Source organism: Pseudomonas sp. 37 R 15 (genome assembly GCF_900004865.1).
Lineage (GTDB): Bacteria > Pseudomonadota > Gammaproteobacteria > Pseudomonadales > Pseudomonadaceae > Aquipseudomonas > Aquipseudomonas fluorescens_AM.
On record NZ_CVTV01000030.1, the window covers coordinates 1 to 12632 of the forward strand.

General features: G+C 59.5%; 13 protein-coding genes and 1 pseudogene. 5 read left to right on the forward strand and 9 right to left on the reverse strand.

Annotated elements, in window-relative coordinates; genetic code table 11:
* Positions 1-37 precede the first annotated feature (37 nt).
* The 7 genes and pseudogenes from BFQ04_RS28465 to BFQ04_RS10010 all read right to left on the reverse strand — a co-directional run bounded on the left by BFQ04_RS28465 (position 38) and on the right by BFQ04_RS10010 (position 5470).
* Positions 38-1257, reverse strand: a protein-coding gene (locus BFQ04_RS28465; RefSeq protein WP_371914492.1) for an IS3 family transposase whose coding sequence is annotated in 2 segments (ribosomal slippage) — positions 38-912 and positions 912-1257 — 1221 coding nt in all. Because the reading frame shifts where the segments join, the coding sequence is not laid out codon by codon here.
* Positions 1258-1347: 90 nt separating this feature from the next.
* Positions 1348-1950 (reverse strand): annotated as a pseudogene (locus BFQ04_RS09985) (MFS transporter); the annotation flags it as partial.
* An 83-nt stretch (positions 1951-2033) separates the two neighbouring features.
* Positions 2034-2432: a hypothetical protein gene (locus tag BFQ04_RS09990; RefSeq protein WP_065950666.1), complete on the reverse strand. Its 399-nt coding sequence runs from the start codon at positions 2430-2432 to the stop codon at positions 2034-2036.
* A gap of 20 nt (positions 2433-2452) precedes the next feature.
* Positions 2453-2653, reverse strand: coding sequence for a hypothetical protein (locus BFQ04_RS09995; protein ID WP_065950667.1), 201 nt, complete (start codon positions 2651-2653; stop codon positions 2453-2455).
* 23 nt (positions 2654-2676) lie between these two features.
* Entirely contained in the window at positions 2677-3753 is a 1077-nt protein-coding gene (locus tag BFQ04_RS10000) for an ATP-binding protein (protein ID WP_065950668.1), read from the reverse strand.
* Positions 3750-4496: a response regulator gene (locus BFQ04_RS10005; RefSeq protein WP_065950669.1), complete on the reverse strand. Its 747-nt coding sequence runs from the start codon at positions 4494-4496 to the stop codon at positions 3750-3752. The genes BFQ04_RS10000 and BFQ04_RS10005 overlap by 4 nt, the downstream gene beginning before the upstream one ends.
* A 146-nt stretch (positions 4497-4642) precedes the next feature.
* Positions 4643-5470, reverse strand: coding sequence for an AraC family transcriptional regulator (locus BFQ04_RS10010; RefSeq protein WP_065950670.1), 828 nt, complete (start codon positions 5468-5470; stop codon positions 4643-4645).
* A 186-nt stretch (positions 5471-5656) separates the two neighbouring features.
* Between BFQ04_RS10010 and BFQ04_RS10015 the strand changes: the two genes are divergently transcribed.
* The 5 genes from BFQ04_RS10015 to BFQ04_RS10035 are packed head-to-tail and all read left to right on the forward strand — an operon-like array spanning position 5657 to position 10642.
* Positions 5657-6796, forward strand: a complete 1140-nt coding sequence (locus BFQ04_RS10015) for a tyramine oxidase subunit B (protein ID WP_065950671.1) — start codon at positions 5657-5659, stop codon at positions 6794-6796.
* Positions 6797-6831: 35 nt separating this feature from the next.
* Positions 6832-7254 (forward strand): RidA family protein, encoded by a 423-nt coding sequence (locus BFQ04_RS10020; RefSeq protein ID WP_012724249.1) that lies wholly within the window; start codon positions 6832-6834, stop codon positions 7252-7254.
* A gap of 57 nt (positions 7255-7311) precedes the next feature.
* Entirely contained in the window at positions 7312-8604 is a 1293-nt protein-coding gene (locus BFQ04_RS10025; RefSeq protein ID WP_065950672.1) for an NAD(P)/FAD-dependent oxidoreductase, read from the forward strand.
* An 11-nt stretch (positions 8605-8615) separates the two neighbouring features.
* Complete coding sequence (locus tag BFQ04_RS10030; RefSeq protein ID WP_065950673.1) at positions 8616-9461, forward strand: alpha/beta fold hydrolase; 846 nt, start codon at positions 8616-8618, stop codon at positions 9459-9461.
* On the forward strand, positions 9458-10642 hold the full coding sequence (locus BFQ04_RS10035; RefSeq protein ID WP_065950674.1) for a multidrug effflux MFS transporter: 1185 nt from the start codon (positions 9458-9460) through the stop codon (positions 10640-10642). Before BFQ04_RS10030 ends, BFQ04_RS10035 begins: the two co-directional genes overlap by 4 nt.
* Before the next feature lie 1317 nt (positions 10643-11959).
* On the opposite strand, the gene BFQ04_RS10045 is transcribed toward BFQ04_RS10035, so the two are convergent.
* The gene (locus BFQ04_RS10045) at positions 11960-12316 is read right to left on the reverse strand and encodes a type II toxin-antitoxin system RelE/ParE family toxin (protein WP_065950676.1); all 357 of its coding nucleotides are present in this window, start codon (positions 12314-12316) and stop codon (positions 11960-11962) included.
* Positions 12317-12318: 2 nt separating this feature from the next.
* A complete protein-coding gene (locus tag BFQ04_RS10050; protein ID WP_065950677.1) occupies positions 12319-12609 on the reverse strand; it encodes a type II toxin-antitoxin system ParD family antitoxin in 291 nt (96 codons plus the stop codon).
* Positions 12610-12632: the final 23 nt, after the last annotated feature.

The window sequence follows — 12632 nt, forward strand, 5'->3', positions numbered from 1 at the left end:
TGGATTAGCCCCTACAAAACCGGACACCAACTCCCCGTTAAATTGATGCTGCCGCCAAGCGCCTGAACTCCCTCGGTGAGCGATATTTCAAGGCGCTGTGTGGATGCTGCTCGTTGTAATGCTCGAAGGCAATTGCCAGGTTACGCAGCGCCGTTTCTCTATCTGGTTTGGGCATATGCGCCACGTAGTCACGCTTGATAGTCTTTACGAAGCTCTCGGCCATGCCGTTGCTTTGCGGGCTACGCACCGGTGTCGTTACCGGTTGCAAACCGATCTGCCGGGCAAATGCGCGCGTCTGTTCAGCGGTGTATGCCGAACCGTTGTCGCTTAACCACTGCACTGGCGTAGTCGGCAGTTGGTCACCAAAACGCTTCTCTACGCTTTCCAGCATCAAGTCGCGGATATCATCGCCACTGTACCCGGTCGGGCTCGCGACCCAGCCGATGGCTTCACGGTCACAGCAGTCCAGGGCGAAGGTCACGCTCAGTTTGGCGCCATCCTCGCATCGGAACTCAAAGCCGTCCGAGCACCAACGCGTATCGCTGGTTTTCACGGCAATACGGCCTTCGTGCCGACGCGGCACGCCGGGCTGTTTGATCCGGCGCTCAAGCAGCAGGTTGTGATCACGCATGACCCGGTAAACCCGCTTTACATTGATCGCAGGGAGTCGTTGCTTTTCTCGTGCACGGCGCAGTAATCCCCAGACGCGACGGTAGCCATAGCTGGGCAGCTCGCTGACCTGTTGCTGAATTTCGACTACCAACTCAGCGTCATTCACAGGCCTGCTTCGCCGTACTCTGGGCGATAGCGATTGCTTGATCCGAACCGTTAATTGCGAGCGCGCCACACCGAGACATTTGCTGACCAGCTTCACTGGTCGTCCCCCGGCAACAAGGGTGAGTGCGCAATCCATTTTCGCGACCGGGCGATCTCTACGGCCTCTTTTAGAACTTCGGCTTCCATCGTCTTCTTGCCCAGCATCCGCTGCAATTCGCGGATCTGCTTGAGCGCATCGGTCAGTTCCGACGCCGGTACAACGGCTTCGCCAGCACTGACCGCCGACAAGCTTCCGTCCTGGTAAAGCTTGCGCCACAGGAACAGCTGGTTGGCGTTGATGCCGTTGCGTCGGGCCACTACGGACACGCTTTGTCCCGGTTCAAGGCTCTCGCGAACCATTGCCAGTTTCTGGTCGGTGCTCCAGCGACGCCGGCGCTCCTGGCCGAGCAATTCGCCACCCTTATTATTGCTGTTAGTCATAAACATACCCGTTTGCCTATCCCTTATCTTAAGGGGGGAACGGTGTCCTGTCTTTCATGGGGCTCGTTCACCGGGACAACTGGGTGACTTTTACGGCTGAGACTGAGCGGGCTCTCCGCTCAACGCATCGACCATGGGTGGGTGCTCCTGCACCGCCTGGCGCAAGTCCTCGGTGACTCGCAGCTCGGCGCCCGTCGGCGAGAACGTCGCCGCTGCCGCAAACGGCGCGGGATTGGCCGGCACGGGGCGTTTGCCGCGTCGCCACAGGAAGAAGGTGACCATGCACAGGTTCACCAGCGCAAATACCCAGAACAGGCCGTTGGCGCCGAACGAATTCATCACCGGCGAAATCATCATCGGGCTGATGGCCGAGCCCAGCGAGTTGATCAGCAACAGCCCCTGGATCATCGGCACCAACGCGTCGGCGGGGGCGCGGTCGGCGGCATGGCTGACGGCGACCGGGTACAGCGCGAACACCGCGCCGCCGAGCAGGAACAGCAGCACCGCCAGCAGCATCGACGACAAGGGCAGCAGTACGATCAGCAGTGACAATATGCTGCATGCCACCGCCAGAATGGTCAGCACCTGCAAGCGATCCTTGTGGTCGGACCAGCGTCCGACCGGGTATTGCAACAGCATGGCGCCGAGGATCGTCCAGGCCATCATGCTGCCGACTTCGCCCGACAGGGTGCCGAACAACTTGCCCGGATAAGCTTTGGCGATCGCCTTGAGCGTCTGGCTGGCGGACTGTTGCCCGATCTTGCGGCTGTGCTCGATCAGGAGTGGAGGTGTGACGGAGGGCATGGGGCACCTGGCTTACGCAGAGTACGGGGGTGGGAACTGAGGGTTCCGGTATAAAGACCGTGGGTGACGTCGAGCAGATAGCGCGTCTCCTCGGTCACCAATAACAAGTCGATCTGGACTTCTTCGATGACGATTTCGAGAATGATCAGCAGGCAAATGGCCGGCGCGGTAAATAACCAGTGGTAATAGGACTGGCTGAACAGCGAGGCGATAACACCCAGGATCCACAGTGACAACACCAGGCGCGGCGCCTGTTTCTGCAGGGGAATCCAGAACCGCTGCAACCTTTTGAGCTTGGCACTGTAGAGCCGTACCGAGTCTTCAAGCAGCGGCACGTCAATTAAGTTTCGATCACGATAGTTGATGGGCATACAGGCAATCCCAGGCTGAACTAAGAGAGGCGGGTGTTTGGCATGGCCAGGACGCGCGCAGGCAGCGCGCGGTTCAGCCAGGCCAGGTTGACTTCGTTGACTTGCACCCATTTGCCGTTCTCTGGAATCCCTTCGCAGCTCTTGAAAGCGATACAACGTCCCTGTGTGTCGAGCAAGGCAAAGTGGCGGTACCGATTGACCCTGAAAATAGAGAGGCGCATGCCTTCACCTGGGGCGGTTGAGGTTAGATGGCGACCAGTTGGTCGGGCCAGCTCAGTTCGAATAAGGTGCCGCCGTTGTCCAGGTTCCGGCAGGTCACGCTGCCTTGGTGGGACAGGGCTATCGCGCGCACCACGGCGAGCCCCAGGCCGCTGCCGCCCTGGGCACGGGAGCGCGAACTTTCCCCGCGCTGGAACGGTTCGAAGATGTGCGTTGCGAAGGCCTCTTCTATGCCCGGACCCTCGTCCGCGACACTCAAGGTGTTCAGGCCATCCTGGCTGCTCAGGTGCACCGTGACATTGCCTGGGGTGGCATGCCGTCTCAGATTGTCCAGCATGGCCAGCAACGCTTGGCGGATCCTGGCGGGATCACACTGCACAGGCCGTTCAAGCAGATCCAGATGCAGCACGAACCCGGATGCAAGCAGGCCCGGTTCGAACAGGCGAGCGTCTGCCTCGATTTCCTCGGCCAGGTCGGCGCTTTGGATATGGACTTCGAGGTAGCCGTTGTCTGCCAGGCCCACTACCCGCAGGTCTTCGATCAGGCGCGTCAGGCCTTCCACCTGGTTCAGCAGACTGTAGAACTGCGCCTGGTCCGGGGTAAACACGCCTTCCGCCAACCCTTGCAGGCGGCCACGCAGGATGGTCAGCGGAGTGCGCAGTTCGTGTGCAATGGCGGCATTCCAGAAGGATTGTTCCTCAGCCATGCGTTTCAATCTATCGGCCATGCTGTTGAAGTCATCCACTAACAAGGTGGCCTCCGCCAATGAGCGGTTGGAGGCGGTTGCCCGGGCATCGAGGTCGCCGTCGGCGAGGCGGCGCAGGCTGGTTGCGACCGAGTTCAAGGGCATCAGAATGCGTCGGGACAGTTTGATCGCGACCACGGCGCCCACTGCCAGGCTGATGCAGGTGATCAGTGCCATCCATGCCCACTCCACGCCGGTGGGCAGCCATTCGTCCACGTCCAGATCCGACGGCGGCCAGAACATCCAGAGCAACGCGTAAAACACATAGGAACCGACCACCGCCAGTGCGATCACGCAGAGCACCACGGCGGACATCGACAAAATGATCTGCCGGCTCAAACTGTTGGCGATCCTCATGGGGTGCTCCCGAATCGGTAGCCGACCCCACGGATACTGGCCGGTACGCCCTGCAGGCCCAGGTCTTCGATTTTGCGCCGCAGCTTGCTGATATGGCTGTCGACCGTGCGCTCCAGGCTGTCGCTTTCGGGCGAACACAGGGCCAGTAATTCGGCGCGACTGAATACGCGCTTGGGGGCCTTGGCCAATTGGGCCAACAACCTGAACTCGGTCACCGTCAGGTTGAGCGGGTGCTTCTGTGCCCCGATCTGCACACTGACTTCATGGCTGTCGATGTCGATTTCAAAGGCGTTCACCCGCAGTACGCTGGGGCGGGTGGCATAGCCATGATCGAGCGAGCGCCGCAGTACCGCCTGGGTCCTGGCGACGACTTCGGCCGGGTTGAACGGTTTGACGATGTAGTCGTCGGCACCGATGCGCAGGCCCATGAGTTTGTCCATGTCCTGGTCCTGGGCAGTCAGCATGATCACGGGGGTGGTGCCTCGGTGACGGATCTCGGCCAGTACCATCCAGCCGTCCAGGTTCGGCATCAGCACGTCCAGCAACACCAAGTCAGGCTTGAGCGATTGATGCAGTTCAAGGGCGCGGCAGCCATCCAGGGCATGGGCGGTCTGGAAGCCACTGCGCTTGAGATAGGCGCTCAGGATGTCGGCGATTTCGGGTTCGTCTTCGGCGATCAATATCAACGCCTGGCGTTTGTCCGCGAGGTCCGTGGGTGTCGATACTCGGTGTGATTCGGTCATGGTCCGCTCGGTCGTGCTGTTCGGTCGTCGCAGTATGGCGAATTAGCCTGTTGCGACGAAGACTACTGTGCACCACGAGCATGCGCTTTCATGGGAGGTTTTATGGAGAAACGATGGAGACGCGGATTTATTTGCGCAGAGTGTGATCAGGCGTAGCTGATCCTGTCGGTGTAGGCGTTTTGGGTCATTGTGCGTTGGTAGTCGCAGGGGGTGGTGCTGACCAGTTTCTTGAAATCGCGCAGGAAGTGCGATTGATCGGAAAAGCCCAGGTCGAGGGCCAACTGCGAAAACGATACATCGTGCTGGGTGTTGAGGGTGTCCAGGGCCGCCTGGCAGCGGATGATCCGGCAAAACGTCTTGGGTGACATGCCGGTGTCCTGATTGAACTGGCGGTGCAGGGTACGGCTGGTGTAGCCGCTGAGGTCTTCGAGTTGCTGGATGCGAATATCGCCGCGATGGTGCAGCGCCTGCTGGATGATCATGGCGGTGAGTTTCGATGTCTTGCCCATCAGGCGTGGGGTCAGGTAGTCGTTGAACAGCCGCATCTGATCGCCCAGCAGCGGTGCCTGGACGATGCTTTCGAATATGCGTTGGGCAAACTCGGAGACCTCTAGCAGGTCGAGTTCGCGTTCGGTCAACTCCTCGGCGAGTACATTGACGAAGCCGGGAATGACCCCCGGTGCAAAGCGCACGCCGAAGTAGTGGTGGTGCTGGTGCAACTCGACAGCCTGGGCAACCAGCGGAGTGCCGCAGATTCGCGCCGTGGGGCGTGTCGCATCACAGTCGAACAAAATGTCTACACAGCCGTCCGGTACGGCCAGCAGGTTGGCCGATTGCGCCACATCGAACGCATAGAAATGCGAGATCGCCGGGTGCGCGCAAGGCATCACCGAATAGCGTGAAGAGTTGAGCACGAACCAAGGCTGTTCGTTCGCTGTGTGGTGCCGGGGAGTCGGCACGCTCGGTTTGATCATGGTTGTACCTAGGGAAGGCCGCGCTACGGGAAATTTAACGCATTAATCACGCCAACTATTCGCGTGTCGGCGTGAGCGGCATGTCCGAAATTTACAATACCGCCGATACTCACCGCCTGATACTCGATCTCGACAGCGTGGAGCTGCGCCTACCGCAGTGATATCACCTTCAGCCCGAGAATAACTATGTCCACAACTACAAAAATCGACTTTATCTACCTCTCCGAGCAAGACATGATCCGCGCGGGTGTGACCGACATGCTGGCCTGCGTGAATACCATGGAGGAGATGTTCGGCTTGCTGTACGCCGGTGACTACCGCATGGCCGGCCCGAACAACGATTCCCATGGCGCGATGGTGATTTTTCCGCAGGATTCGCCGTTTCCGAACATGCCCAAACCCACGGCTGATCGGCGCATGATGGCCATGCCGGCCTACCTGGGCGGCAGTTTCTGCACCGCCGGAGTGAAATGGTACGGCTCCAATATCGCCAACCGCGAAAAAGGCCTGCCGCGTTCCATCTTGATGTTCACCCTGAACGACCCCGACACCGGCGCGCCGTTGGCCCATATGTCAGCCAACCTGCTGTCCGCTTATCGCACGGGTGCAATTCCGGGCGTGGGTGCACGCCACCTGGCGCGCAAGGACTCGAAAGTCGTCGGCCTGCTGGGGCCTGGCGTCATGGGCAAGACCACCTTGGCGGCTTTTATCGCTGTGTGCCCGCATATCGACACATTGAAGATCAAGGGCCGTGGCCAGAAGAGCCTCGACGACTTTATCGCGTGGGTCAAACACACTTATCCGCAGATCATCACGATAGAAGTGGTCGACACCCTCGAAGCAGTGGTCCGCGACTCGGACCTTGTTACTTATTGTAGCTCCGGTCCCACCGGCGACCCCTCGATCTACCCAATTGTGCGGCGTGAGTGGGTCAAGCCAGGCGCCTTTCTCGCGATGCCAGCGTCGTGCTCGCTTGACGCAGGCATGGAGCAGCCTGACGTACGCAAGGTGCTCGACAACACCGGTCTCTACCAGGCCTGGTTCGAAGAATTGCCCAAGCCCGCGCATCACAACGTGCCGGTGATTGGCGTGCGCTTCATGGACATGATTGCCGAAGGCAAGATGCAGCTCGATGACGTCGAAGACATCGGCAAGATCATCGCCGGAGCCGCGCCTGGCCGCCGGAACGATGAAGAAATCATCATCATGTCGGTGGGGGGCATGCCCGTCGAGGATGTGGCCTGGGGCACGGTGGTATACCGCAACGCTATCAAGCAAGGCATCGGCGTGACCCTGAACCTGTGGGAAACCCCGGAGCTGCGCTGAGCCACACCTTTCTTCAACCTGACGAGGTATTCGACATGACAAAAATCATCAAGCTCAAGACCGGTTCGCCGTTCGAAGACCAGGCCAGCTATTCGCGGCTGGTCGTGGTGGACAACTGGATCTACGTGTCCAACACCGCTGGCCGCAACCCGCAGACCAAGCTGATCCCGGAAGATGTCCTGGAGCAGACACACCAGGTGTTTGCCAACATCGAGTCGGCCCTGAAAGTCGTCGATGCGAGCCTGGCCGATGTGGTGTGTTCGCGGGTCTTTATCCAGGACCCCAAGGATGTGCCGGCCGTGATGGGCCTGATCGGTGAAAAGTTTCGCGGCGTCGACCCAGCCAGCACCGTCACTTGTCCACCCCTGGGCTCGACGGTCTACAAGGTAGAGTTGGAAGTGACAGCGTATCGCAATGCGTCGAAGGCGCAGGTCGAGGTCATTCGCCTGTCGCAATAATCGTCACGCGGCCGCGCGCAGGTGTGGCCGTTCTTATTCGCTTACCGAGTCTTGACCATGGCACCGACAATAGCGCCCGTGACAACCTCCACCGTGTTTCCCCGCGCCACCTCCGTCGTCATCATTGGCGGCGGGATCATTGGCCTGACGGCTGCGCTGACCCTGGCCGAGCGCAATATCTCGGTGGTGGTCGTGGAGAAAGGCCGGATCGCCGCCGAGCAGTCATCCCGAAACCTGGGCTGGGTGCGCAAGACCAGCCGCCACGCGGCCGACATCCCACTGGCCCTCGCCGCTGACCGCTTGTGGGCGCAGATGCCTGAGCGGGTAGGGGCAGATGTGGGGTATCGCCAGGAAGGCATCATGTTTGTCGGGCGCACCCCGGCGCAAATGGCAATGCACGAAAGCTGGCTCAAGTCGGTGGAGCACTTGTCGCTGGATTCGCGCCTGCTCAGCAAGCGTGAGATTGACGCACTGGTGCCCGGCGGCGTGGGTGACTGGGCCGGCGGCATCTTTACGCCCTCCGATGCGCGTGCCGAACCGACGCTGGCCAGCAGCGCGATTGCCAAGGCTGCCATGGCCATGGGCGTGGTGATCGTTGAGCAGTGCGCGGTGCGTACACTGCAAATGTCCGCAGGTGCGGTGAGTGGCGTGGTCACGGAAAAAGGTGAAATTCGCTGTGATCACGTATTGCTCGCGGGGGGCATGTGGTCACGTCGCTTTCTGGGCAACCTCGGCGTCTCGTTGCCAACCTTGCCGTTGACCTGCTCGGTACTGCGTACCCACCCCATGGACGGGCCGACAGAGATTGCTGTCGGCGCGCCGGACTTTTCGTTTCGCAAGCATAAGGACGGCGGTTTCATCATTACCCAACGCGGTAAGTTGGATGCCTTCCTGACCCTCGACCACCTGTTGCTCGCCAAGCAATACATGCCGCAGTTCCGTGCGCAACGCAGTGTGCTGAACGTGTCGCTGGGCAAGCCGTTTATTAATGACCTGGCACTGGCACGGCGTTGGCGCGCCGACAGCGTCAGCCCGTTCGAGCGCGTCAGGGTGCAGGATCCAGCGGCCAATCCACGGCTCAACGGCGACGCGATGAACAACCTGATTGCTGCCTGGCCGGTGTTTGAACAGGCGCGGATTGCCCACGCCTGGGCGGGCACTATCGATGTAACACCGGATTCCAATCCGGTCATCGGGCCGGTCGCGCAGATTCCGGGGTTGACGGTGGCCACCGGGTTCTCCGGGCATGGCTTCGGCACGTCGCCAGCGGCGGGGCATCTCGCGGCGGACCTGGTCAGTGGACACGCGCCGATCATTGACCCAAGCCCTTATCGCTTTGATCGTTTCTAAAGGAACACACCATGCCTTCTCAAAGCTGTTTCTTTACCAATCGCTCGGGATTGCGCCTGCACTTTTTGCGCTGGGGTGCATCGACCGGTGTGCCCATGGTTATGCTGCACGGCTTGCGAGCCTACGCCCAGACGTGGGAGTCGCTGGTGCAATCCCTGGGGGAGGATTATTGCGTCTACGCCCTGGACCAGCGCGGTCGGGGATTGAGTGACTGGGCTAAGCCGGCCACCTACCATACCCAGTCCTATGTCGAGGACCTTGAAGATCTGATTGCTTATCTGGGCCTGCAGCGTTTTGTATTGCTGGGGCACTCACTGGGCGGCGCCAACGCTCTTGAGTATGCGCGGCAACACCCTGGCCGCTTGCTTGGATTGATCATTGAGGATATCGGGCCAGGCTCCTCAAGCCAGGGTGATGGCGCTGCGCGTATTCGTCGCGAGATGGGCCGGACGCCGTTGAGGTTCGAGAGCTGGGAAGCGGCGCGCGCATTCTGGCAGGCTTCGCGTCCGGGGTTGTCGGAACACGGTCTGGCATCGCGTCTAACGCATTCGATGCAAGAGCGCGAAGGTGCGATTACCTGGCGCCATGATCAAAAGGGAATCGCCGAGGCACGGCTGAGTATCGAGCCTACGGACCTGTGGCCCGCAGTGCGCGCATTGGATTGCCCGAGTCTGTTCATTCGCGGCGCTCGCTCGGACTTCCTGCCCCCGGCGACGCTGCAAGCAATGAGTGCCAGCAACCCACATGTGCAGACGGTGGAGGTCGCCGACGCCAGTCACTATGTTCATGATGACCAGGGCGCGATCTTTAATGGGCTGGTTGCAGACTTTCTCGACCACCTTGCGCTGGCGGAATGAAACCCGCTCTGCGCCAGGTCGCGTTGCTGGCCTCGCTGACGGCTTTTGTGCCGTTTTCCATCGATACTTACTTGCCCAGCCTGCCGCAGATTGCTGTTGAACTGTCGAGCAGTACGGCTCACGTGCAGCATACGATCAGCGCCTTCCTCGCGGGCTTGTGCGTGGGCATGCTGTTTTACGGCCCGCTGTCGGACCGCTATGGACGGCGCCCGTTGCTGCTGGGAAGCCTGGTGCTGTACGGGCTGGGGACGCTGGGTTGTCTGTTTGCCGCAAACATCGAGCAATTGATCGCTTGGCGCTTTATCCAGGCGCTTGGCGGGGCCGGTGCAATGGTGCTGGCCAGAACGGTGGCTCGGGATCTATTCGGTCTGGCGCAGGCCGCCAAAGTGCTGTCTTGGATGCAAATGCTGACGATGATGGCGACGCTGGTTGCGCCCATGGTGGGTACCTGGCTGGTACTGATCGACGGCTGGCGCACGATATTCGCGGTGCTGTTCATCCTCTGCGGGCTGTGCCTGCTGATGGTGAGCATGGGCCTGAATGAGAGCTTACCGCCGCAGGCGCGAGGCGCATCTGTGAAGGCGGCGTTTGCGGCTTATCCGAGCATTTTCCGACAGCCTCGCGGGATGGCGTTGATCCTATGTATGTCACTGACGTTTGGCGGGGTATTCGCTTTTATCACGGCCTCGCCCTTTGTGTACCTGGAGTACTTCGGTGTGTCGCCGCGCACGTTCAGTGCGCTGTTTGGCCTTAATATCCTCGGCATCATTGCGGTGAGCTTTATCAATGCCCGCTGGGTTACGCGCCTTGGGCCGCAACGCATGCTGGGCTTCGGTGCCTGGGTGGCAGGTGGGGCAGGGCTGGCGTTGATGGTATCGGGATATACGCAGTGGGGTGGCCTGAACAGTATTGTGTTGTGCCTGATGTTGTACATGGGGGTGACAGGTTTGCTGGGGGCAAATTGCACAGCGAGCCTGATGAATATGTTCCCGAAGCAGGCGGGGGCGAGCGTTGCTCTGGGCATCTCGATGCAGTTCGCCTTTGGGGGGCTGGCAAGCCTGTGGGTCAGCCGCATGGCCGATGGTACCCCATGGCCGATGTGCCTGGTGGTGGGCTGGTGCGGGCTTGGCTGCCTGCTGGCGTTTGGCATTGCACGGCGTGCTCCGGTCACGCCTGCTTAGGTGCGGGATCAACCCAATGTGGCGCTTCTGTCCTAATGAGGCGCACTGCATGTCGATATCAGGCGTTTATTTTTGCGCTTGGAATGCCGCGTATTGTGACCCGTCATAGGAGAGTGATGATCGCCTGACCCTATAGTCAGTACGTCTTAACGTCGATCAAAGCTGGCTATCCGGGAAGACGCAACTTTCCATCCCTCTCCATGGCGCTGGCGGGCGGGTTACTGCTCGGGGAAAAGGCCGGCGCCAAGGAGCTGGACCCAGGTATGCCAATGCCACACACAAAAGCTCCGGGGGCCGGACGCAAGATTGCAATGCGGGTTCATCCCCGCATGGCTTTACTGGACCTGATCGGGCCGCAGACTATCCTGAACATACGGGGCTGTGACATCTATCTTGTCGCGAAAACGCTTGTCGGTCAGGTTGTTGGCGTTGACGGTCAGCCATTGCGACATCAACCCAGCAAGCACTCAGACTGCTCCAACGGCAATGAGCACTCTGCGTATTTGAGCTGAGGTGATCCGATAGCATTCAACGGCGATAGGGAACTGTCGCAGGTGTTTTTTCGAGAAGAAGATTGTTGAGCCTCAGGCTGGGGGCATCCTTTTCAAACCATCCAAAGCATGCCCTCAGATGTGCCCCCAATGTAGCCATCCACTGGAAGTGAATGGAGCTCCATGGTTTGTCGAAAGGCAAAAATGATCAGATAAACAGCCTGCCAGACGACGCCTAAAGACTCTCAGGGTCGCCAAAAAACATTTTGACTGGGCTCTAGAGCGGTAGTTACAGCCTGAAAAAAACGAATTATGCCCCCAGTTATGCCCCCAATTGCGCCGAGTGTTCGAGCGATCGCGAATGGCGATTTCTGACGCGGACCTGGGTGGCCGTGGCTGGCATTAAATGCACCCCCCGTATACTGGATGACCAAACCGAATCGGGCAAATCCTAGATGATTCGATATCCTTAATCGGAGTTGTCCGGGCTGTCCTTCAGCACCTGTCCTGAAATTGGCATCGCCAGATAGTCATGCTCTGCGCGATGTTTCAATGGCGCTGGTCGCCAGAGGGATCGATACGCTTATCCATCGGGAGTTGGGGCCCAATGCCAGGCGTCTAGATACGCAATCGGCGTTAAAAAAGCGGGGCAAAGTTGAGCATCGTGTTTGTGGTCCTAGATCTCGATAGTGCACTAGGGCCTAAAACCCTGTGCTCCAATTGACCGTTGAGTCGGCTGGCAGCGCGGGGGTTGAGGTTGAGATCTAGAGGGGGCGTCTCACCTTTGTTGTTCCTGGCCAGTCATGTCTGTGTTCTGGATCGCTGATCAGTCATTAGGCAAGTGCAACTGCACGTCCATGGCGTCATGAAGGAGTCGGACGACCTCGATCACCTCGTCATTTGCCACACGATAGAACACGACGTGGCGTGGGCTTTTGACCGTCCCATGAGGGTGTTTAGCTTGCTGGCGTGAATACACGAGGTGATAGCTGCGAAGGCCCGGTGCAAGCTCATCGCGCTCGTGGCTGCCAATGCGATAAGGCGTGCCGGCAATCGCTTGCAGCGCCGCGAGGATCAGTTTTTGATACCGTTGCCGTGCTTGATCACCGAACTGCGTCTGGGAGACCTTGAGGATGTCGACAATGTCGGCACGAGCCGCATTGGAAATCCGATACTGCGACATGCTCAGTGTTTCTCTTTCGTCGGGATTGTTGCCTCCAGGCTCAAGCCCTCGAGGTAGTGCTCCAGATCCCCTTCGTTCACCTGAGTAAAGCGCCCGTGCTCAAGATCCATGATGCCGATTGAGGTCGCCTGACGCAGGGCCTCAATTTTGGCGGTGTCTTCGGCGACGCGCTGCTCCAATAAACGTAAACCTTCTCGCATCACTTCGCTGGCATTCTGATAACGGCCGGACTGCACCAGGTTCTGGATAACCTGTTCCTGGTGAGAGGTGAGCACAACGTTTCGCGTCGCCATCATTAGCTCCAGCTCTGGGCAAA

Coding starts and splice junctions, on each gene's coding strand:
- BFQ04_RS09990 (WP_065950666.1), bottom strand. CDS start 2,432: ATGCCCATCAACTATCGTGATCGAAACTTAATTGACGTGCCGCTGCTT.
- BFQ04_RS09995 (WP_065950667.1), bottom strand. CDS start 2,653: ATGCGCCTCTCTATTTTCAGGGTCAATCGGTACCGCCACTTTGCCTTG.
- BFQ04_RS10000 (WP_065950668.1), bottom strand. CDS start 3,753: ATGAGGATCGCCAACAGTTTGAGCCGGCAGATCATTTTGTCGATGTCC.
- BFQ04_RS10005 (WP_065950669.1), bottom strand. CDS start 4,496: ATGACCGAATCACACCGAGTATCGACACCCACGGACCTCGCGGACAAA.
- BFQ04_RS10010 (WP_065950670.1), bottom strand. CDS start 5,470: ATGATCAAACCGAGCGTGCCGACTCCCCGGCACCACACAGCGAACGAA.
- BFQ04_RS10015 (WP_065950671.1), top strand. CDS start 5,657: ATGTCCACAACTACAAAAATCGACTTTATCTACCTCTCCGAGCAAGAC.
- BFQ04_RS10020 (WP_012724249.1), top strand. CDS start 6,832: ATGACAAAAATCATCAAGCTCAAGACCGGTTCGCCGTTCGAAGACCAG.
- BFQ04_RS10025 (WP_065950672.1), top strand. CDS start 7,312: ATGGCACCGACAATAGCGCCCGTGACAACCTCCACCGTGTTTCCCCGC.
- BFQ04_RS10030 (WP_065950673.1), top strand. CDS start 8,616: ATGCCTTCTCAAAGCTGTTTCTTTACCAATCGCTCGGGATTGCGCCTG.
- BFQ04_RS10035 (WP_065950674.1), top strand. CDS start 9,458: ATGAAACCCGCTCTGCGCCAGGTCGCGTTGCTGGCCTCGCTGACGGCT.
- BFQ04_RS10045 (WP_065950676.1), bottom strand. CDS start 12,316: ATGTCGCAGTATCGGATTTCCAATGCGGCTCGTGCCGACATTGTCGAC.
- BFQ04_RS10050 (WP_065950677.1), bottom strand. CDS start 12,609: ATGGCGACGCGAAACGTTGTGCTCACCTCTCACCAGGAACAGGTTATC.